Raw genomic sequence first — 20,317 nt, forward strand, 5'->3', positions numbered from 1 at the left:
CCGGCCATGACGACCGCGACAGCAGGGACCGTCCGCCCGTTCCGCGTGGAGGTGCCCGACGAGGCGCTCACCGAGCTGCGGCGGCGCGTCGCGGCGACGGTCTGGCCGGAGCGGGAGACGGTCCCGGACACCTCCCAGGGCGTCCCGCTCGCGACCATGCGGGCCCTCGCGGAGCACTGGGCCACCGCCTACGACTGGCGCGCCTGCGAGGCGCGGCTCAACGCCCTGCCCCAGTTCCTCACCGAGATCGACGGGCTGGAGATCCACTTCCTGCACGTCCGCTCCCGGCACGAGGACGCCCTGCCGCTGGTCGTCAACCACGGGTGGCCCGGCTCGGTGGTCGAGCAGCTCAAGATCGTCGGCCCGCTCGTGGACCCGACGGCGCACGGCGGCGACGCCGCCGACGCCTTCGACGTCGTCGTCCCCTCGATGCCCGGCTACGGCTTCTCGGGCAAGCCGGCGAGCACCGGCTGGGGCCCCGAGCGCATGGCCCGCGCCTGGGCCACGCTCATGCAGCGCCTGGGCTACGAGCGCTGGGTCGCGCAGGGTGGCGACTGGGGCGCGTTCGTCGTCGACCAGATGGGCCTGCAGGCACCGCCCGGGCTGCTCGCGATCCACACCAACATGCCGGCCACCGTGCCGGCCGACGTCAACGCGGCGGCCCTGGCCGGCGAGCCGCCGCCGCCCGGCCTGTCCGACGAGGAGCGCCGCGCCTACGGCCAGCTGCTCCGGACGTTCGGGCAGGTCGAGTACGCCCGCTACATGGCCGCCCGCCCGCAGACCCTCTACGGCATCGTGGACTCGCCCGTCGGCCTGGCCGCCTGGCTGCTCGACCACAACGACGCCGACGGCCAGCCCGCCGCGGCCGTCATGGCCGCCCTCGACCGGACGGCGAGCAGCACCGGCGAGCTCACCCGCGACGAGGTCCTCGACAACGTGACGCTCTACTGGCTGACCGGCACCGGCGTCTCCGCCTCCCGGCTGTACTGGGAGTACCGCGGCGGCTTCTTCGACGCCAAGGGCGTGCAGGTCCCGGTCGCCGTCAGCGTCTTCCCGGGTGAGCAGTACGAGGCGCCGCGCAGCTGGGCCGAGCGCGCCTACCCGCGGCTCATCCACTACAACCGGCTGCCCCGCGGCGGGCACTTCGCCGCGTGGGAGGAGCCGCACCTGCTCGTCGACGAGCTGCGGACCGCGTTCCGGCCGCTGCGCCGGCCCCCGGTGCCCGGCCCGCGCCCGTCGAGCACGGACACCGCGGTGACGCGGTGACGGGTACCGGCCCCTCCCCGTGGACCGGGGCGCTGGCCGGGTACGTGGCCAGCCGCACCATGGACGCCGCCACCGGCTGGTTCCACGGCCGGCAGAGTGCGGAGTCCCGGCGGCGGGAGGAGGAGATCGCGCCGGGCGGCACGCTCGTGCAGCTGGGCAGGCAGCTCGGCGGCGTGGCGGGGCACGACCTCGACGACGCGGCGGCCGGCCGGGTCGGGCTCGCCGTGCACCGCACCCTCGGCGTGACCTACGGGGTGCTCGCCGCGGCGCTGGTCCGCCGCGGCTGGCCGCCGCTGGCCGCCGGGCCGGCCGTCGGCGCCGCCGCGTTCGTGCTGGTCGACGAGGGGACGGCGCTGCCGACGATGACCGCCTACCCGCTGGTCAGCCACGCCCGGGGCGTGGTCGGCCACTCGACGGTCGGGCTGGTCATCGGCCTCCTGCTCCGGCTGACCGGCCGCTCCTGACGCCGCACGCCCGAGGGGCTCCTCCGGCCGCCGGTCCCGCGGGAGGATGGTCGACGCGCGGGGGCCGGGTGCGCCGGGAGGCGCCGTGCGGGAGTTCGCGGAGCTGCAGCGGGACCTGGCGCCGGCCTGCGCGGCGAACGCGCCGGGCTCCCGGATCCCGCACGTGCTGGTGACCCTGCCCTCGTTCAGCATCGGCGAGTCGCTGCTGTCGCACTACGCCGACCGCCTGCCGGCCCTGGAGCACCGGTACCTGGTCACCGTCCTGCTGCTGCCCCGCGTCCCCGGCTGCGAGCTGGTCTTCGTCAGCAGCGCCCCGCCGCCGCGGGCGCTGGTCGACCACTACCTCTCCCTGGTGCCGCGCGCCGCCCGGGCCTCGGTGCGCCGGCGGCTGTGGGTGCTCGTCGTCCCGGACACCTCCTACCGCCCGGTCGCGGCGAAGCTGCGTGACCGGCCGGACCTGGTCGAGGAGCTGCGCCGGCACATCGGCGGCCGGCCGGCGTTCCTCGAGCCGTGGAACGTCACCGCCGACGAGGTGGAGATCGCCCGGCGGCTGGACGTGCCCGTCGACGGCACCGCGCCCGAGCTGTGGCCGCTGGGGTTCAAGAGCGCCGGGCGGCGGCTGCTCGCCGGCGCCGGGGTGCCGGTGCCGGCCGGGTGCGAGGGCGTGCACACCGTCGAGGACGTCGACCGCGCCGTCGACGACGTGCTGCGGCGCCGGCCCGGCGCGGCCGGCGTGGTGCTCAAGCTCGACGACAGCGGCGCCGGCGACGGCAACGTGGTGCTGCGCCGGGACGGCCTGCCCGGCTCCGCGGGCCACCTGCGCGACGCGGTCCGCCGGCTGCCCGACTGGTACCTCACCGCGCTGACCCTCGGCGGCGTCGTCGAGGAGCTGGTGACCGGGGACCGGTTCGCCAGCCCCAGCGTGCAGGGCGAGATCACCCCGGACGGGCGCGTGACCGTGCTGTCCACCCACGAGCAGGTGCTCGGCGGCGACAGCGGCCAGGTGTACCTCGGCTGCCGGTTCCCGGCCGAGCCGGACTACGCCGCGGAGCTGGGCAGGCACGGGCGGGCGGCGGGGGAGGCGCTGGCCCGCTGCGGCGCCCGCGGCCGGTACGGCGTGGACTTCGTCGCCACGTCCGGCCCGCGCGGGTGGACGCTGCAGGGGCTGGAGATCAACCTCCGCAAGGGCGGGACGACGCACCCGTACACGGTGCTGCGCAACCTCGTGCCCGGCCGCTACGACCCCGACCTCGGCCGGTGGACCGCCGACGACGGCACCGTCCACTGCTACTGCGCGACCGACAACCTCGTCGACCCCGCCTGGACCGGGCTGCCGCCGCGCGAGGTCGTCGACGCGGTGGACCGGGAGGGGCTGCGCTTCGACCGGCGCACCCGCACCGGCGTCGTCCTGCACATGCTGTCCGGGCTGGCGGTCGACGGCCGGTTCGGGCTGACCGCGATCGCGCCGACCCCCGCCGCGGCGCACGAGCTGCTCGAGCGCACCCACGCGTGCGTCGACCGGCTGGCCCGGCGGCCGGTGGCCGCCGGGCCGTGACGAGCGCGCCGTGACGAGCGCGCCGTGGCGAGCGCGCCGTGGCGAGCGCGCCGTGACCAGCGCGCCGTGACGAGCCCTCAGACGGTCTCGGGCACCCGGAGGTGCGCCAGGACCAGCTCGAACTCGGCGACGTCGGTGATCTCGGCGCCGCTCTCCCGGCTCGCCCGCTCCCGGATGGCCGCACCGGCCTCCCGGTTGCGCTCCAGGGCCGCGCGGTCCGCGTAGGTCACGGTGGTGGCGGCCGCGCCCTCCCGGCGGTCGAGCAGGACGCTGGCGCTGCAGAAACCGTCCAGCTCCTCGAGGCGCGGCAGCACGCCCATCCGGAAGGTGTCCAGGAGCTCGTCGGCCCGCTCGGGGTCCGAACGCAGCCAGGTGACCCGCGCGCAGGCGCCGGCCGGGGCCTCGTGCAGCCGGTGGAGCGCGGCGATCTCCCAGGTCCGCACCTCCGCCGCGCCGCCGAGGACCGCAGCGAGCCGGTCGCGCATCGGCCGCACCCGGTCGGCCGTGGCGCTCATCGCCTCCTCGGTCTGCCACGCGGTCGCGACGATGCAGCGGCCGGTGTCGCGGTCGACGAGGAAGGACAGGCCGACGAAGCCGTCCATGTCCTGGACCGCCGGCATCACCTCGTCGCGCATGTAGGCGACCGCGTCGTCGATCGCCCGGGTCGTGCCGTGGATGGTGGTCGTCCGTGCGTACACGTCACCGCTCCTCTCGTGCGCGCGGCGACGCCCGGTGCGGCATCGCCGCACCGGCGAGCGTCCCCGCGGTCGCCGCGCGTGGCAACGGGCACGTGCGCGTCCCGGGGGTCAGCGCCGCGGGCGCCGCCCGATCCTCGACCCCAGCCAGGTCAGGGGGTCGTACCGGCGGTCCACCACCCGCTCCTTGAGCGGGATGATGCCGTTGTCGGTGAGGTGGATGCCCTCGGGGCACACCTCGGAGCAGCACTTGGTGATGTTGCAGTAGCCGAGGCCGAACTCCTCCCGGGCGGCGTCCCGGCGGTCGACGACGTCGAGCGGGTGCATGTCCAGCTCGGCCAGCCGGATGAGGAAGCGCGGCCCGGCGAAGGCGGCCTTGTTCTCCTCGTGGTCGCGGATGACGTGGCAGGTGTCCTGGCACAGCCAGCACTCGATGCACTTGCGGAACTCCTGCGGCCGCTCGACGTCGACCTGCTGCATCCGGTGGTTGCCGTCGGGGTCGCGCGGGCGCGGGGTGAACGCCGGCACCTGCGCGGCCTTCTCGTAGTTGAAGGAGACGTCGGTGACCAGGTCGCGGATCACCGGGAACGTGCGCAGCGGGGTGACGGTCACCGGCTCGTCCTCGGCGAAGGTGCTCATCCGGGTCAGGCACATCAGCCGCGGGCGGCCGTTGACCTCCGCGCTGCACGAGCCGCACTTGCCCGCCTTGCAGTTCCACCGGACGGCGAGGTCGCCGGCCTGCGTGGCCTGCAGCCGGTGGATGACGTCGAGGACCACCTCGCCCTCGTTCACCCGGACGGTGAAGGTCTGCAGCTCCCCACCGGAGGCGTCGCCCCGCCAGATCCGGAAGGTGGCGTCGTAGCCGCCCCCGCCGCCGCTCCCGGCGCCGCTCCCGCGACCCTCGTCCACCGCGCCGAGGCTCGGCTCCGCAGGCTCGGTCACGTCCCCTCCTCGCCGGCGCTCGTCAGGTACGTGCCCGGCGGTGCCGTGTCCCCGCGTGACCTCGCGAGCTCGGTCACGTCCCCTCCTCGAAGACCTCGGCGAGCTCCGGCGGCATCTGCGGCAGCGGCTGCCGGGCCACGGTCACCCCGCCGTCCGCCGTCCGGGTGCAGACCAGGTTGGTGCGCCCCCACTCCGGGTCGGTCGCGGGGAAGTCGTCGCGGGTGTGCCCGCCGCGGCTCTCCTCGCGGGCGAGCGCGGCGCGGGCGATGCACTCGCTGACCAGCAGCAGGTGCGGCAGGTCCAGCGCCAGGTGCCAGCCGGGGTTGTACTGCCGGTGCCCCTCGACCGACAGTGCCGCGACCCGCTCCCGCAGCGCGGCGATGCGGGCCAGCGCCTGCTCCATCTCCGGCGCGGTGCGGATGATCCCGACCAGGTCGTGCATCGTCTGCTGCAGGTCCAGCTGCACGGTGTAGGGGTTCTCGCCGCCCTCCCGCTCGAACGGCGCCAGCGCCGCCCGGGCGGCGTCGGCCAGCGCCTCCTCGGCGAGCGCGACCACGCCGGCCCGCTTGGCCGCGTGCTCGGCCGCGGCGGCGCCGGCGCGGCGGCCGAACACCAGCAGGTCCGACAGCGAGTTGCCGCCCAGCCGGTTGGACCCGTGCATGCCGCCGGCGACCTCGCCCGCCGCGAACAGCCCGGGCACGGACGCCGCGGCGGTGTCCGGGTCCACCTCGACGCCGCCCATCACGTAGTGGCAGGTGGGGCCGACCTCCATCGCCTCGGCGGTGATGTCGACGTCGGCCAGCTCCTTGAACTGGTGGTACATCGACGGCAGCCGGCGGCGGACGTACTCGGCCGGGCGGCGGGTGGCGATGTCGAGGAAGACACCGCCGTGCGGGGAGCCGCGGCCGGCCTTGACCTCGCTGTTGATGGCGCGGGCGACCTCGTCGCGGGGCAGCAGCTCGGGCGGGCGCCGGTTGTTCTTCTTGTCGTCGTACCAGCGGTCGGCCTCGTCCTCGCTCTCCGCCGTCTCCTTGCGGAAGTAGTCCGGGATGTAGTCGAACATGAACCGGTTGCCGGCCGAGTTGCGCAGCACCCCGCCGTCGCCGCGGACGCTCTCGGTGACCAGGATCCCGCGCACCGACGGCGGCCAGACCATCCCGGTCGGGTGGAACTGGACGAACTCCATGTTCACCAGCCCGGCACCGGCCTGCAGCGCCAGCGAGTGCCCGTCGCCGGTGTACTCCCACGAGTTCGAGGTGACCTTGTAGGCCTTGCCGATGCCGCCGGTGGCCAGCACCACCGACGGCGCCTCCCAGGCCACGAACCGGCCCGACTCGCGCCAGTAGCCGAACGCCCCGGTGACGCCCTCGTCGTCGGTGAGCAGCCGGGTGACCGTGCACTCCATGAACACGTCGACGCCGAGGGCGACGGTGCGCTGCTGCAGGGTGCGGATGAGCTCCAGGCCGGTGCGGTCGCCGACGTGCGCGAGCCGGGCGTAGCGGTGGCCACCGAAGTCGCGCTGGCTGATCAGCCCGTCGGGGGTGCGGTCGAACAGCGCGCCCCAGTCCTCGAGCTCCCGCACCCGGTCGGGCGCCTCCTGCGCGTGGATCTGCGCCATCCGCCAGTGGTTGAGCATCTTCCCGCCGCGCATGGTGTCCCGGAAGTGCACCCGCCAGCCGTCCTCCGGCCAGGCGTTGCCCATAGCCGCGGCGATGCCGCCCTCGGCCATGACCGTGTGCGCCTTGCCGAGCAGGGACTTGCAGACGACGGCGGTGCGCGCCCCGGCCTCGTGCGCCGCGATCGCCGCGCGCAGTCCGGCGCCGCCGGCCCCCACCACCACGACGTCGTAGGCGTGCCGCTCGAGCTCCATCAGAAGAACCTCACGTCCCGGATCGTGTCGGTGGCGAGCAGGAGGACGTAGAGGTCGGCGAGCGCGACGCTGGCCATCGACGCCCACGCCCACTGCATGTGGCGGGCGTTGAGCCGGGAGACCAGCGTCCAGGCGCGGTAGCGCAGCGGGTGCCGGGAGAAGTTGTTCAGCCGCCCGCCGACGACGTGCCGGCACGAGTGGCAGGACAGCGAGTAGAGGGCCAGCAGCGTCGCGTTGACCAGCAGCACGAGCGTGCCCAGGCCCATGTGGCCCCACTCGCCGGTCTCGTCGCGGAAGGCGAGGACGGCGTCGTAGAAGAGGACGACGTTGATGAGCAGCGCCGCGTAGAGGAAGTAGCGGTGCACGTTCTGCCCGACCAGCGGGAACCGCGTCTCACCCGTGTAGCGCCGGTGCGGCTCGGCCACCGCGCAGGCCGGCGGCGACAGCCAGAACGACCGGTAGTAGGCCTTCCGGTAGTAGTAGCAGGTCAGCCGGATGCCCAGCGGGAAGACCAGGATGTAGATCGCCGGCGAGATCCACGTCGGGCCGGTGAACAGCTCCGGGAAGGTGTCGCCCTCGCACCGGGTCGACAGGCACGGCGAGTAGAACGGCGAGATGTAGGGCTCGGAGAAGTAGTGGGCGTTCTGGAACGCCCGGACGGTCGCGTAGACGACGAACGCGAGCAGCGCCGCCACCGTGATCGCCGGCTGCAGCCACCAGCGGTCGGTGCGCAGCGTGCGCGCCGCGATCGTCGCGCGGCGCGGGGCCGGCCCGCCGTCGCCGCGTCCGGCCGAGGTCGCCCCCGTCCCGCGCGGCGAGGTGGTGGTCACCGGCGGGTGCGGCCGGACCCGCCCAGGCCCTCGTCGTCGCCGTCGCCGTAGACGACCGCGAACGGCTCCCAGGACGTGGCGACCCGGGCGCCGCAGAGGAGGGCCAGGTCGTCGCGCAGCCGGGCGACGTCGACCCTGAGCCGGCGGGCGTCCACGGTGTCACCGAAGTGCCCCGTCAGCGGTGCGCACGCCTCCTCCAGCGCGTCCACCGCGCGGCGGGCCGCCGCCACGTCCTGCTCCAGGGACATCGCCGCCTCCAGACCCTGCTGGCGTCGCCGGGAAGCCGAGGGGGGAAGTGCACCACCGACGCCGGGGCCGGGGAAGGGGGCGCTGCGCCGTCCGGGGTCAGGACGCGCGGTCACGCACCCCGCGCAGGAGGCCAGCCCACTGCCGGAGGACGTCCCACCGGTCGGGCGGCGGCACGGGCGCGGGGCGGGCGAGCAGGTCGAGTTCCGCCCGGAGCGCGGACCGCTGCCGCCCGAGCTCCGCCAGCTCGGCCAGGAGGGCGGCACGGCGTGCGACGGCCTCCCGGTCGAGGCGCTCCCGGGTGGCGGCCGCCTCGGCGTCGGCGCGCCGCCGCTCCTCGCGCCCGGTGGCCAGCATCGCCACGACGCCGGCCCGCGCCCGGACCGCGGCGGCGGCCGCGTCCTCCTCGGCGCGCTGCCGCACCCGGTCGGCGTCCGCGGCGGCGCGGCGCTCGGCCGCCCGGACGTCGTCCAGCCGCGCCGCGGCCTCGGCCCGGGTGGCGGCGGCCGACCGCTCGGCGTCGTCGAGGAGCCGGGCGGCCCGCGCCGCGCACTCCGCCTCGTACGCGGCCGCCGCGGCCGCCGTCCGGTCCGCCTCGGCCTCGGCGTCGGCGAGGGTCCGCTGGGCGCGGGCGACGACCCGCTCCGCCTGCTCGGAGGCGGCGGCCCAGGCGGCCTCCGCCTCGGCGCGCATGCCCTCGGCCTCGTCGGCCGCGGCGGCGAGCACCGACCCGATTCGCCGGGACACCTGGAGGAACTCCCCACCGCCGGACGAGTGGCCGAGCAGCGCCCGGGCCTCGTCGAGCGCGGCGCGGGTGCTCAACAGGCGGGTGACGAGGTGCTCGCGCTCGCGGTCGGCGGTGGCGAGCTGGTCCTCGGCCCACTGCACGTAGGTGTCGACCTGGAAGCGGTCGTAGCCGGCCACGGCGCGGCCGAACATCGGGCCGGCCTCGAGGACGGTGGGCAGGTCCCCGGAGACGTTGGGCCGGCGCCGCTCCGGACCCGTCGGGCGGAGCTCCTCGTCGACCTGCAGCTCGGCGGTCATCCCGCTGCCTCCCTCCGTCCGGGTCCGATCCGGTTCCCGGGACGGTAGGGCGGTCGGCCGGGGCGCCGTCCGTGCGTCCGAGGTGGGATCACCCGGGAGGCGACCCCGGCGCGCCTGATCGGGTGCCGCCGGCTCCGGAGGTGCCTCAGCGTGACGTCGCCCTGCTGGGTGGAAGACCGCGGACGGGCGTCGCCGGGGCGCGCGGTCGGGCACGCTCGGCCCGTGGCAGACGTCCCGACCCCGCCGGACCCGGGGAGCATGACCGTCCCGCCGCTGTTCGGCTGGGAGTCCATCGTCGTCGGCCTGCTGCTGCTCGTGGTCGTCGTCGTGGTCCTGGCCGTGGTCGGCGTGGCGCGGTCGGGCGCCGGCGGCCGGGCGGATTTCCAGTCGTGGCTGGACGCCCGGTCCGCGCGGTCCGCCGGCCCGTACGACGGCACCCCGGGGGCACCCCGGCGCGGCTGACCGCGCCGGGGCCGCTCACGGCGCCGGGGGCGCCTCCTCCGCGGGCTGGGGTGCGGGCGCCGGTTCCTCCGCGGGGGCCGGCTCCTCCGCGGGCTCGGGTGCGGGCGCCGGTTCCTCCGCGGGGGCCGGCTCCTCCGCGGGCTCGGGTGCGGGCGCCGGTTCCTCCGCAGGGGCCGGTTCGGGCGCCGGCGGAGGTTCGTCGGCGGGCACCGACTCGGGCGCGGGCGCCGGCTCGGGTGCCGGTTCGGGCTCGGGTGCCGGTTCGGGTGCGGGTGTCGGTTCGGGTGCGGGGGCCGGCTCAGGCGCCGGTGCCGGCTCCGGTTGGGGTGCCGCCTCGGGTTCCGGTTCCGGCTCCGGCTGGGGCTCGGGCTGGGGTGTGGGTGCCGGTGGCGGCTCGGGCGCCGGTGCCGGCTCCGGTTGGGGTGCCGCCTCGGGTTCCGGTTCCGGCTCCGGCTGGGGCTCGGGCTGGGGCTCGGGCTGGGGTGTGGGTGCCGGTGGCGGCTCGGGCGCCGGTACCGGTTCCGGTGCGGGCTCGGGCGCTGGCGCCGGCTGGGTCTCAGGTGCCGGTGGCGGCTCGGGCGCCGGCACTGGTTCCGGCTGGGGTGCCGCCTCGGGTCCCGGCGCGGGCGCGGGTTGCGGCGCCGGTGCGGGTGCGGGCGCCGGTGCAGGTGCGGGCGCCGGTTCGGGTGCGGGCGCCGGCTCGATAACCGGAGGCGCTTCCGGGCCAGGGGCCTGTTCCGGCTGGGGCGCCGGCGCGGGCGGGACCTCGGGCTGCGGCACCGGTGGCTGGTCGTCTGCCGGTGCCGGCGACTCGTCGGCCTCGGGTAGCGGCTCCGGCGCGGGATCGGGCGCCGGCTGCGGCTCAGGCTGGGGTGCCGGCCCTGACGGGGCTTCCGGCACGGCTGGCGGTGCCGCCTCCGGCTGCGGTGCCGCCTCCGGCTGCGGTGCCGCCTCCGGCTGCGGTGCCGCCTCCGGGACAGGTTCCGGCGCAGGCCCCGTCTCGGATTCGGGTGCCGGTTCCGGCCCGGGTGGAGGCGCGGGCGCCGGTGCAGGTGCGGGCTCGGGCTGGGGCGCCGGCTCGGGTGCGGGCTCCGGCGCAGGCACGGGCTCGGGTGCGGGCACAGGCGCGGCATCCGGCTGGGGTGCCGCCTCGGGACCAGGAGCCGGTTGCGGCTCGGGCGTCGGCTCAGGCTCCGGCTCCGGGGCGGCCGGGGTCTCGGGTGTGGCCTCCGGCTCGGGCTGCGTCCCTGGTGCGGACTGCGGCTCCGGTTCGGGAGCCGGCGCAGGGGCCTGCGCGGGCGGCGGCTCCGGCTCACTCCCCTGGTCCGCTCCCGGATCCGACTCGGTGGCCGCGTCGGGCGCCGACTCGTCCTCGGTCTGCGTCTCCGGCTCGGGCGCCGGCTCGTCCTGGGTCGGCGTCTCCGGCTCGGACGGGGTCCCGGGCTCGGGTCCGGTCGCGGGGTCGGGCTCGGACGGCGTCTCGGGGCCGGACGGCGTCTCTGGCTCGGGCGCCGGCTCGTCGTCGGTCGACGACCCGCTGTCGGTCGAGGGCCCGGGCTCCGCCTCGGGCTCCGGCGGCGACGGGACGGACCCGGGAGCCGGCTCGGTCTCCGGCTCGGGGAGCTCGTCGGACCCGGTCGGGGGCTCGGCGTCGTCCTCGCTCCCGGACCCGGACCCGGACCCGTCCTCGACGTCCGGCTCCGGTGCGGCCGGGGGTGCGGTCTCGTCGACGGGAGCGGGAGCGGGAGCCGGCGCCGGCGCGACTCCGGTGTCGGGCGCGTCCGCCTCGGGCAGCGGAGCGGGCGGCGGCGGGGGCGCGACCTCGGTGGGAGGAGCCGCCGAGACCGGCGGCGGGGCCTCGGCGCCACCCGCCGCGGGCGGCGGCGCCTCACCGGTGGCGGCCGGGACGTCCGGAGCCTGCGGGGGTCCGGCATCCGCCTCCTCCGGCGCGGGCGCCGCCTCGCTCGACGGGGCCGCGGCGGGCGGGGGTGGGCTCGACGGGGCGGGCGGGCTCTCCCAGATCTGGCTGAAGGCGCGGACGATCCCGCCCGTGGCGGGGGTGCCCTGCAGGGCCTGCGCCAGCGAGGCGACACCCGTCGTGACGAGCAGGACCGCGGCCCCCGTCGCGGTGCGCGCGGCACGGCCGGGGAGCCGGGCCCACCACACCGTCCGCTCGGGGGACCGCACCCCGGCCGGCCGGGGCGGGGCCGGCCGCCGGCCGCTGACCCACCGCGCGACCAGCGCCGAGAGCACCCCGCCCAGGAGCAGCAGGGCGATGCCGAGGACCAGCCACACCGTGGCGGAGGAGGCGGGGTCCGCGGCGGTGTCCGAGGTGGTGACCGAGTTCGTCACGACGTCGGCGGTGCCGGCCACGATCGCCGAGAACAGCAGCGCCCCCGCGACGGTGACGGCGTCCTCGGTCCGGCGGGGGAGGCGGCGGGACGCCACCCGGGACGCGTCGCGGTCGTGGCTGACGACGGGGCGGCGCCGGGGCCGGCGAGGGCGGACGAGGACAGGCCGCACACCGCCGCCTCGGGCACCGGCGGGACGCCGTCGTCGTGCACGCATGGAGCCTCCAGGTGATGCGGTGCCTGGTCGTCCGGAACCCGTGCCGCGCCAGCATGGTGGGGCGCTCACGACGGGCGCAACACGTCTCCGACCTCCGACGGGGGTCGGGACGGCGCCCGTCAGGCCATGTCGACCGCGATCTTGAGCTGCCCCGGCCGGGGGGCGATCGCGGCCCCGAAGGCCGCCTCCACGTCGGCGACCGGGTGGACGTGCGTGACGTAGCTGTCGCGCAGCTCCGGGTGCGCGGCCAGGTACGCGCCGGCGTCGGTCAGCACCCGGCGGCGCTCCAGGGTGACGCCCGAGCGGAGGGTCAGGTTCTTCCGCAGGAAGGTCATCATGTCGAACGGGTAGACCGGGTCGTCCGGGACGCCGAAGTAGAAGACCTGGCCGCCGGGCGCGACGGCGTCCAGCGCCGGCTTGAGAGTCGTCACCTGGTGGCCCACGGCCTCGACGACGACGGCGGGACGGTCGGCGTCGGACAGCGTGCCCGCCCACCGCTCGGCGCGTGCCGTCACCGTCTCGTCGACGCCGAAGGCGGACGCGGCGTCGCTGCGGTCCACCGGGTCGACGCCGGTCACGCGCGCCGCGCCGCGCGCCTTGAGCACGTGGCTGAACAGCAGGCCGATCGGGCCCTGGCCGATGACCGCCACCGACTGCCCGGACACGTCGCCGAGCTGCTCGGCGGCGTACAGCACGCAGGCCAGCGGCTGCAGCATGACCGCGGTCGTGGGCGGCAGGGCGGCGTCGTAGCCGGCCAGGCCCTCGCCGTCGGTGACGACGAGTTCCGCGATGCCGTCGAACATCGAGGCCCAGCCCACGACGAGGTCGCCGGGGGAGTGGTCGGGGTGCCGGCTGGCGACGACCTCCCCGACGATCTCGTGCATCGGGAAGCCCGGCGCCCGGGTGGCGCCCCAGCCGTCCTCGGCGGCCGGGTGCGGCCACACGCCGCCGCGGAAGTTGGGCAGGTCGCTGCCGCAGATGGCGCCGGCGCGGGTGGCCAGCAGCACGTGCCCGGGTGCCAGCGCGCCGGCGTCCGGGGCCGGGACCTCCACCTCCTCGAACCGGAACGGACCGCGCAGCGTCTGTGCCCACATGGGTGTCCTCCGTCCTGCCGGGTGCCCCGGCGCCGGGGCGGCGCCCCTCAGCCTGCAGGATCGCCGCGGCCCAGCGCCTCGGCCAGCGCGGCGGTCCGCGCCCGGAGGAACTCGCGTGAGACGGGCGCCCACGGCTCGACGCCGTCGAACAGGTGGTAGGCCCCGGGGACCACGTGCAGGGTGCACCCGGTCCCGGACCGCCGGAGCCGCTGCGCGTAGGCGACGTCCTCGTCGTGGAACAGGTCGCACGTGCCGACGCCGATCCACGCCGGCGGCAGGCCGGAGAGGTCCGGGTGGCGCGCCGGCGCCGCGAGCGGGGGGACGTCGTCCGTCCGCCGGGCCGGGCCGAGGTACGACCGCCAGCCGAACCGGTTGCTGTTCGCGTTCCAGAGGCGCACGCAGCGCTGGTCGACGTCCGTGCGCGCCGCGGTCCGGTCGTCGAGCATCGGGTAGGAGAGCAGCTGCAGGACCGGGCGGACCTCGTCCCGTTCCCGCGCGAGCAGCGCGAGCGCGGCCGCCAGTCCGCCGCCGGCGCTCTCCCCGCCGACGGCGATCCGCTCGGGGTCGACGAACGGGCGGCCGGCGAGCCAGCGGAGGGCCGCGAGGCAGTCGTGCAGCGCCGTGGGGAACGGGTGCTCGGGAGCGAGCCGGTACTCGACCGACGCGACGGCGATGCCCAGCCGGTCGGCGAAGCGGCGGCAGGCGCGGTCGTCCTGGCGCGCGGCGCCGATGACCATCCCGCCGCTGTGCATCCACAGCAGCGCGGGGGTGCGCGGCGGACCCGACGACGGCCGGAACAGGCGCACCGACACCCCCGGCGCGACCGGCACCTCGACCGCGCCCCACCGTCGCCGGGTGGTGGCGAGCGCCCTCGTCAGCAGCCGGACGGCGCGCAGGCTGCGCGGGCCGACCACGGTGCGCGGGACCAACGGTGCGGCCCGCAGGTCGCGGTGGAAGGACGGCGTGGGCACGGGTGCTCCTCCCGGACGCGGTCGCACGCCACCGGGCCGGGGCCGGGTGCGGTCCCGCCCACGATGCCGGTGCCGGACCGGGACGACCAGGCCGCGACGCCGACGCGCCGGGACCCACCGGTCAGGCGGGGGTCCGGGCGAGGTCGTTCCACCGGTCGAGCAGCCGGTCGAGGTGGCCGACCGCGTCCACGACGCGCTGCCGGGCCGCGGGCGTGTCCTTGACCTGCCGCGCGCGCCGCGCGGCGCCGAACTCCAGCCGCGCCAGGTGGAGCTGGAGCCGCAGGTCCTCCTCGGGGCCGGTGTGCAGGACGTCCACGACGACCTCCCCTGCGTGTCCGGACCGGTGGTCCGCGTCGAGCTCTCGTCGTCGACCGACCGCGCGTCTCCGGCAGCGGCCGGTCACCAGTGGGACTCCCGGCGACGCCGGGACTCACCGCCCTCGCATCACCAGGTGCGCGGCCTCGCCGGTGGACTGCTCGACGTCGTCCGTCGCTGTCCGCAGCAGCCGGTGCGCCAGGTCGGACAGCGCGCGGGCGACCGCGATCTCGTCGCCGATCACGGGGACGTCCCGGTCGGCCGGGTCCAGCCGGGCGAACCCGGTACCGGTCAGTGCCGCGGTCTCGCCGGGCTGCAGGTGGGCGACGGCGCGGGTCCGGCCGTCGTGCTCGCCGATGTCGATGCGCACCGTCCAGGTCTTCACCGCGTCCACGTCGGCCTCCTCTCGGTGGCGGGGCTCCGAGGGTCCTCCTCCGGGCGGGCGGCCGACGCGGCCGGAAGGCCGGAGTGCCCGGGACCTGTGGCCCCGGGTCCCGCCGCCCGGCGCGGCGTCGTCCGTACGTCCCGCCCCGTGCCGACCTCCGGCCCTGGGGAGGCGGCCCCGACGTCCCCGGCCTCGGGGGTGTGACCGTGGTCCGGACCCGCCCGCCGTCGACGGCCGGGCGGCGGGCGAACGCCGTCGCCGCCGTGGTGGCCGACGGCGTCCTCCTGCTGGTGGTCCACGTCTGGCCGGGGTGGGAGGTCGTCCCCTTCCTCACCGGCGAGACGACGCGGGTGCTGCCCTTCGTCGACGCCGCGCTCGTCGCCGGGATCGCGGTCGCCCTGCTGCAGCTGGTGCGTCCCGGGGGCGCATCGGTGCCGGCGGGGACGCTGGTGACGACGGCGTTCGGCCTGGCCGCCACGGCGCGTGTGCTGCGGGTCTTCCCGTTCGACGTCAGCCCGGGCTGGGAGGTCGTCGTGCGCGTCGTGCTGTGGCTCGGCATCGCCGGTGGCGTCGTCGGAGCGCTGGTCGCGCTGCTCGCGCTGCTCCGCCTGCGCCGGGCGCGGCGCTAGTCCGCCGCCGGGGCGGGACCGGGTGGCACGATCGCGCGGTGGCCGATCGCGCGATGGCCGATCTCACGGCGCTGCTGGCCGACGCGGCCGCCCGGGTGGCGGCCTACCGGGCGCGGGCGCCGCACGCGCCGGTGGCGCCACCGCCCGACGTCGTCCCCGCGGTGCGGGCGGCCCTCGGCTCGCTGCGCGACGAGCCCACCGACCCGGCCCGGGTGGTCGAGGAGCTCGTCGCGGCGGTGGAGCCGGGTCTCGTGGCCACCACCGGCCCGCGGTACTTCGGGTTCGTGGTCGGCGGTGCGCTGCCGGCCGCCACGGCCGCCGACGTGCTCGCCGTCGGCTGGGACCAGCCGGCGTTCAACGCGGTCACCTCGCCGGCGGCCGCGGCGGTGGAGGAGGTGGCCGGCGCCTGGCTCGCGGACCTGCTGGGGCTGCCTGCGGACGTCTCCACCGGCTTCGTCACCGGCGGGCAGGGCGCCAACACCGTCGCGCTCGCCGCGGCCCGCCACCGGGTCCTGGCCGACGCCGGGTGGGACGTGGAGCGCGACGGGCTGACCGGCGCGCCGGCCGTGCGGGTGGTCGCCTCCGTCGAGCGGCACGCGACGATCGACCGGGCGCTGCGGCTGCTGGGCCTCGGCTCGGGCGCGGTGGTCCCGGTGGCCGCCGACGGCCAGGGCCGCATCGACGTCGCCGCGCTCTCCGGCGTGCTCACCGGGCTGCCACCGGGACCCCGGGTGGTCTGCCTGCAGGCAGGCAACGTCAACACCGGGGCCTGCGACGACCTCGCCGGCGCGGTCGAGGTGGCCCACCGCGCCGGCGCCTGGGTGCACGTCGACGGCGCGTTCGGGCTGTGGGCAGCGGCCTCGCCGGCCACGCGGCACCTCGTCGCCGGGCTGGCGGCCGCCGACTCCTGGGCGACCGACGGGCACAAGTGGCTCAACGTCCCCTACGACAGCGGCTACGTGTTCTGCGCCGACCCCGCGGCCCACCGGGCGGCCATGTCGTTCACCGCGGCCTACCTCGTCGGGCACGGGCAGGACGGCGTGCGGGCGCCCAGCGACCTCGTGCCGGAGTCCTCCCGGCGCGCCCGCGGCTTCGCCACCTGGGCGGCGCTGCGGGAGCTCGGGCGCAGCGGGGTCGCCGGGCTGGTCGACCGGTGCTGCGCGCTGGCCCGCCGGTTCGGCGATCGGGCGGCGGAGCTCGACGGGGTCGAGGTCGCCAACGACGTCGTCCTCAACCAGGTGCTGCTCGGCTTCGGGGACGACGCGGCGACCGACGCGGTGGTCGCGGCGGTGCAGCGGTCGGGCGAGGCCTGGATGGGCGCGACGACCTGGCGCGGCCGGCGGCTCGTACGGGTGTCGGTGTCCAACGCCACGACGACGGAGGCCGACGTCGACCGCGCGGTCGCCGCCGTCGCCGCTGCCTGGGACGGGGCGCGGGCGGCGCGGTCGCACGCCGGCCGGGGACCCGGCAGGGACCGAAGGACGCCGCAGCCGGGACCTCCGGCCCGGGGGTGACCGTGCCGCAGGTGTGACGGTCGACCCCGACGTGGCGACCAGGGAGGACCGATGACCGACAGCACCACCCGGGACGGCGACGGGACGGCGTTCGGCCCGCCCGTGGAACGCGACGGCGCCACGGTGATCACCGCGACGCGGTCGACCAGCCACACCGCGAGCGCCGGCGACGGCCGCACCGGGCGACGACCCGCCGCCGAGATGGCCGGGGCGCGGCCGCTGGGCGCGTTCGAGGTGCGCGACGGCCGGGTGCGCTGGCACCCCGTGGTCGACGTCACCCGCGTGGTCACCACCGCCGAGGTCGTGCTCGGCGCGGTGGCCGTGGCGTCCCGCCTCGCGCGGCGGCCGAGCCCGGCCGTCGCGAAGGTGACGATGGGGCCCGGCGGCTGGGTGAGCATGAAGGGCGGCGCGATGGCCGTCCGGCCGGCCCGCCGCCTGTGGCGGCGCACCCGGCCCCTGGTGAGCGTCCGGCGGCCGTGGTGGGCCCGGCTGCTGGCCGCCACCGCGCTCGAGCGGCTGGTCGGCTGATCGCGGTGAAGGTCCGCGACCGGGTCGTGGACCCGGCCGTGCACGCGCGTGCGCGCGGACCGGGTGGTGCTGCTGGAGCCGGCCGTGACCTCCCGGGCTCCGGCCGGGCCGGCAGGCCCTCCGGTCCGTGACCGGACCCGGGAGCCTCGGGCGTGGCTGCTCACCCGTCCGGTGCGCGCCGCGCCCGCCGCCCGTCCCGTCCGCCCGAGCGAGGTCCCGCATGAGCACGTCCACGTCTGACCGGCCGCACGCGGCGGCCCGGCCGCCGCGCGCCTTCAGCCGCCGCGTCGCCGCCGCGGGCCTGCCGACCGGACCGGCGACCCCCGCGCCGGTCACCGAGGACGACCTCGCCGGCCTGCCGTCCGCCGCCGTCCGGTACCTGGAGGCGATGGGCGTGGTCGGCCGGCCGCGCACCTGGTCGCTGCGGGTGCACTGGACCGGCCGCTTCCGCCTCGGCCCCGACCGCCCGTGGATGCCGTGCGACGCCTGGCAGTACAACGCCGCCGAGGAGGTCGCCCGGCTCTACCGGATGCGGCTGCTGGTCGGCGGCGTCGTGCCGATGTGGGGCTGGGACACCTACCGCCACGGCACCGGGCGGATGCTCGGCAAGGCCCTCGGCCTGGTCACCGTGGCCGACGGCTCGGGACCGGAGTTCGACCGCGGGGAGCTGGTCACCTGGCTCAACGACGCCGTCCTGCTGGCCCCGGCGGTGCTGCTGCACCCTCGGACCCGGTGGGAGGACCGCGGCGAGGACCGGTTCGCCGTCTCGGTGACCGACGCCGGCCGCACCGTGAGCGCCGTGGTGGCCCTCGACGGCTCCGGCCGCCCTCTGGACTTCCGGACCGGTGACCGCTGGGCCGACCTGCCCGGCGGTCCGGTGCGGACGCCGTGGAGCACGCCCGTGCGCGGCTGGACGGTCGTCGGCGGCCGTCCCCGCATGACCGGCGGCTCCGCGGTGTGGCACCTGCCCGAGGGGGAGTACGTCTACGGCGAGATGACACCGGTCGGCCTCGACCTCGACGTCCCGCCGGGGCGGTGAGGACCGTGCTGCGCGCCCTCCTGCTGGCCGGCGCCGGGGCCGCCGGCCTCGAGCACCTGCACCGGCACCGCGACTGGGGTGCGACGCCCGGCGAGGTGGCCGGCGCCCTCCCGGGCGACGAGCTCGTCCCCGGGCCGGCCGAGCAGACCACCCTGAGGGTCCCCGTCGCCGCGCCCGCCGAGGAGGTGTGGGCGTGGCTGGTCCAGATGGGGCGGGGTCGCGGCGGCACGTACAGCGGCCGGGGACGAAGGTCCCCGGACGCGGGGACGTCGGCCCGCGGACCCACGCGGGCGGACGGCGCAGGGTCGGAACGGGCCCGGCGGGTGACCGGGCAGGGAACGGAGGCGGACGGTGACGACGGAGCAGGGGACCAGCGACGCGACGGGGCCCGGCCGCGTGGTCGTCGGTGTGGACGGGTCGCCGGGGGCGCGCACCGCGCTCGGCTGGGGCCTCGCCGCGGCCGCCCGCACGGGGGCGCGCCTCGAGGTGGCCAGCGCCTACCCGGTCGGCTTCCACTGGACCGACCCGTTCCTGCTCGACACCCAGCGGCTCGACGCCATCCGCACGGACACCGAGGAGCGGGTCCGCGCGCTGGTCGAGGAGGTCCGCCGCGACCCGGCCGTGGCCGCCGTCCCCGGCACCGCCGAGGTGCAGGCCGACGTCGTGGTGGCGGCGGGTGCGCCGGCCGAGCACCTGGTCGCCCTGGCGGAGGGCGCGGACCTCCTGGTGCTCGGCAGCCGCGGCCGGGGCCGCGTCCGCAGCGCGCTGCTGGGCTCGGTGGCCCTGCACTGCGTGGCCCACGCGCCGTGCCCGGTCGTCGTCGTGCACCCGGGAGCGGTCGAGCCCCCGCCGCGGGTCGTCGTCGGCGTGGACGACTCGGCGACGTCCCGTGCCGCCCTCGCCCGCGCCGCCCGCGAGGCCGAGCGCCTCGGCGCGCGGCTCGAGGTGGTCGCCGCCTACCAGCCGGCGTCCTACTGGAGCGACCTGTACGCGATCACCGCACCGCCGGCCTCCGAGACCGAGGAGCACGCCCGCGCCCGCGTGACGGCGTTCGTCGCCGACGTCCTCGGGTCGGTGGCGGGGACCGACCTCCGGGTGGTGCAGGGGTCCCCGGGGGAGGCGCTGGTGCAGCACGCGGACGGCGCCGCGCTGCTCGTCGTCGGGAGCCGCAGCCGCAGCCGCCTGGGCGGGATGGTCCTCGGCTCCGTGGCCCTGCACTGCGCGGTGCACGCACCCTGCCCGGTCATGGTGGTGCACCCCGGGCGGGTGGCGCAGCAGGCGGCCCCCGCGGAGCCCGCCGTCACGAGCGCGGTGCCGGAGCCCTCGGTCTGACGGTCGCCGCGTCCGGAACCGGTCCGAGGGAGGGAGCAGCGATGCGGAGACGAGAGGTGGCACGGGCCCGCCGTGGGCACGTGCCCGGCCGACGCACGGCCGGCAGGCGCACGGCCGGCGGCCGCGCGGTCGGCCCCGTGGCGGTCCGGGCGCTGGCGGTCGGCGCGGTGGCGCTCGGCTCGGCGGCAGTGGGCGGTCTGGCGGTCGGCTCGCTCGCCGTGGGACGGCTCGCGGTGGGACGGCTGGCCGTGGGCCGCGTGGCCGTGGGACGCGCGGACCTGCGCACCGTGCGGGTGGCGCGGCTGGAGGTCGACGAGCTCGTCGTCGGCCGCGTGTCGGGCCTCCCGACGACGCCGGGCGCGGTCGAGGCAGACGCGGTCGACCCGGCCGCGGCCGGGAACGGCGGCGGACGGCTCGGGAGCTGACCCCTCAGCCGTGCAGGGCACGACCGTTCCGGGGGGGGGGGGGCCCCCGCGGGGGGGGGGGGGGCCCCGCGGCGCCCCCGCGCCCCCCGCACCCCGCGGGGGCGCGGGGCGGCGGGGGCGGCGGGGGGGTGGCGGGGGGGGGC

General features: G+C 77.7%; 20 protein-coding genes. 10 read left to right on the forward strand and 10 right to left on the reverse strand.

Annotated elements, in window-relative coordinates:
* The first annotated feature begins 6 nt into the window (after nucleotides 1-6).
* From ACI8AB_RS09285 to ACI8AB_RS09295, 3 genes are all read left to right on the forward strand, one after another.
* A complete protein-coding gene (locus tag ACI8AB_RS09285; RefSeq protein WP_456949894.1) occupies nucleotides 7-1,266 on the forward strand; it encodes an epoxide hydrolase family protein in 1,260 nt (419 codons plus the stop codon).
* On the forward strand, nucleotides 1,263-1,730 hold the full coding sequence (locus ACI8AB_RS09290; RefSeq protein WP_456949895.1) for a hypothetical protein: 468 nt from the start codon (nucleotides 1,263-1,265) through the stop codon (nucleotides 1,728-1,730). The genes ACI8AB_RS09285 and ACI8AB_RS09290 overlap by 4 nt, the downstream gene beginning before the upstream one ends.
* A gap of 85 nt (nucleotides 1,731-1,815) precedes the next feature.
* Nucleotides 1,816-3,285 carry a peptide ligase PGM1-related protein gene (locus tag ACI8AB_RS09295; protein ID WP_456949896.1) on the forward strand — a complete coding sequence of 490 codons (1,470 nt, stop codon included), beginning with the start codon at nucleotides 1,816-1,818 and terminating at the stop codon, nucleotides 3,283-3,285.
* A 77-nt stretch (nucleotides 3,286-3,362) separates the two neighbouring features.
* Here the strand turns inward: ACI8AB_RS09295 and ACI8AB_RS09300 are convergent, their stop codons facing one another.
* From ACI8AB_RS09300 to ACI8AB_RS09325, 6 genes are all read right to left on the reverse strand, one after another.
* On the reverse strand, nucleotides 3,363-3,983 hold the full coding sequence (locus ACI8AB_RS09300; protein WP_456949897.1) for a hypothetical protein: 621 nt from the start codon (nucleotides 3,981-3,983) through the stop codon (nucleotides 3,363-3,365).
* A gap of 108 nt (nucleotides 3,984-4,091) precedes the next feature.
* Nucleotides 4,092-4,922, reverse strand: coding sequence for a succinate dehydrogenase/fumarate reductase iron-sulfur subunit (locus tag ACI8AB_RS09305; protein ID WP_456949898.1), 831 nt, complete (start codon nucleotides 4,920-4,922; stop codon nucleotides 4,092-4,094).
* Nucleotides 4,923-4,995: 73 nt separating this feature from the next.
* A complete protein-coding gene (locus ACI8AB_RS09310; protein WP_456949899.1) occupies nucleotides 4,996-6,792 on the reverse strand; it encodes a fumarate reductase/succinate dehydrogenase flavoprotein subunit in 1,797 nt (598 codons plus the stop codon).
* Nucleotides 6,792-7,622 carry a hypothetical protein gene (locus ACI8AB_RS09315; RefSeq protein WP_387994201.1) on the reverse strand — a complete coding sequence of 277 codons (831 nt, stop codon included), beginning with the start codon at nucleotides 7,620-7,622 and terminating at the stop codon, nucleotides 6,792-6,794. Before ACI8AB_RS09315 ends, ACI8AB_RS09310 begins: the two co-directional genes overlap by 1 nt.
* Nucleotides 7,619-7,870, reverse strand: coding sequence for a hypothetical protein (locus ACI8AB_RS09320; protein ID WP_456949900.1), 252 nt, complete (start codon nucleotides 7,868-7,870; stop codon nucleotides 7,619-7,621). The genes ACI8AB_RS09315 and ACI8AB_RS09320 overlap by 4 nt, the downstream gene beginning before the upstream one ends.
* A gap of 97 nt (nucleotides 7,871-7,967) precedes the next feature.
* Nucleotides 7,968-8,912, reverse strand: coding sequence for a hypothetical protein (locus ACI8AB_RS09325; protein WP_456949901.1), 945 nt, complete (start codon nucleotides 8,910-8,912; stop codon nucleotides 7,968-7,970).
* Nucleotides 8,913-9,134: 222 nt separating this feature from the next.
* Here ACI8AB_RS09325 and ACI8AB_RS09330 point away from each other — a divergent pair, with 222 nt between their 5' ends.
* Nucleotides 9,135-9,374: a hypothetical protein gene (locus ACI8AB_RS09330; RefSeq protein WP_456949902.1), complete on the forward strand. Its 240-nt coding sequence runs from the start codon at nucleotides 9,135-9,137 to the stop codon at nucleotides 9,372-9,374.
* Nucleotides 9,375-12,061: 2,687 nt separating this feature from the next.
* Here the strand turns inward: ACI8AB_RS09330 and ACI8AB_RS09335 are convergent.
* From ACI8AB_RS09335 to ACI8AB_RS09350, 4 genes are all read right to left on the reverse strand, one after another.
* On the reverse strand, nucleotides 12,062-13,036 hold the full coding sequence (locus ACI8AB_RS09335) for a zinc-binding dehydrogenase (RefSeq protein ID WP_456949903.1): 975 nt from the start codon (nucleotides 13,034-13,036) through the stop codon (nucleotides 12,062-12,064).
* Nucleotides 13,037-13,083: 47 nt separating this feature from the next.
* Nucleotides 13,084-14,007 (reverse strand): alpha/beta hydrolase, encoded by a 924-nt coding sequence (locus ACI8AB_RS09340; protein ID WP_456949904.1) that lies wholly within the window; start codon nucleotides 14,005-14,007, stop codon nucleotides 13,084-13,086.
* Nucleotides 14,008-14,128: 121 nt separating this feature from the next.
* Nucleotides 14,129-14,323: a hypothetical protein gene (locus tag ACI8AB_RS09345; RefSeq protein WP_456949905.1), complete on the reverse strand. Its 195-nt coding sequence runs from the start codon at nucleotides 14,321-14,323 to the stop codon at nucleotides 14,129-14,131.
* Nucleotides 14,324-14,437: 114 nt separating this feature from the next.
* The gene (locus tag ACI8AB_RS09350; RefSeq protein ID WP_456949906.1) at nucleotides 14,438-14,716 is read right to left on the reverse strand and encodes a DUF1876 domain-containing protein; all 279 of its coding nucleotides are present in this window, start codon (nucleotides 14,714-14,716) and stop codon (nucleotides 14,438-14,440) included.
* Between the two features lie 197 nt (nucleotides 14,717-14,913).
* Here ACI8AB_RS09350 and ACI8AB_RS09355 point away from each other — a divergent pair, with 197 nt between their 5' ends.
* The 6 genes from ACI8AB_RS09355 (at nucleotide 14,914) to ACI8AB_RS09380 (ending at nucleotide 20,174) form a co-directional block, all read left to right on the forward strand.
* Nucleotides 14,914-15,336: a hypothetical protein gene (locus ACI8AB_RS09355; protein ID WP_456949907.1), complete on the forward strand. Its 423-nt coding sequence runs from the start codon at nucleotides 14,914-14,916 to the stop codon at nucleotides 15,334-15,336.
* 38 nt (nucleotides 15,337-15,374) lie between these two features.
* A complete protein-coding gene (locus tag ACI8AB_RS09360) occupies nucleotides 15,375-16,850 on the forward strand; it encodes a pyridoxal phosphate-dependent decarboxylase family protein (protein WP_456949908.1) in 1,476 nt (491 codons plus the stop codon).
* 51 nt (nucleotides 16,851-16,901) lie between these two features.
* Nucleotides 16,902-17,378: a hypothetical protein gene (locus ACI8AB_RS09365; RefSeq protein WP_456949909.1), complete on the forward strand. Its 477-nt coding sequence runs from the start codon at nucleotides 16,902-16,904 to the stop codon at nucleotides 17,376-17,378.
* Nucleotides 17,379-17,598: 220 nt separating this feature from the next.
* Nucleotides 17,599-18,417, forward strand: coding sequence for a DUF6544 family protein (locus ACI8AB_RS09370; RefSeq protein WP_456949910.1), 819 nt, complete (start codon nucleotides 17,599-17,601; stop codon nucleotides 18,415-18,417).
* Nucleotides 18,418-18,768: 351 nt separating this feature from the next.
* Nucleotides 18,769-19,749: a universal stress protein gene (locus ACI8AB_RS09375; RefSeq protein ID WP_456949911.1), complete on the forward strand. Its 981-nt coding sequence runs from the start codon at nucleotides 18,769-18,771 to the stop codon at nucleotides 19,747-19,749.
* 80 nt (nucleotides 19,750-19,829) lie between these two features.
* Nucleotides 19,830-20,174, forward strand: coding sequence for a hypothetical protein (locus tag ACI8AB_RS09380; RefSeq protein WP_456949912.1), 345 nt, complete (start codon nucleotides 19,830-19,832; stop codon nucleotides 20,172-20,174).
* The last annotated feature ends 143 nt before the right edge of the window (nucleotides 20,175-20,317 follow it).

Source organism: Geodermatophilus sp. SYSU D00698 (genome assembly GCF_054050335.1).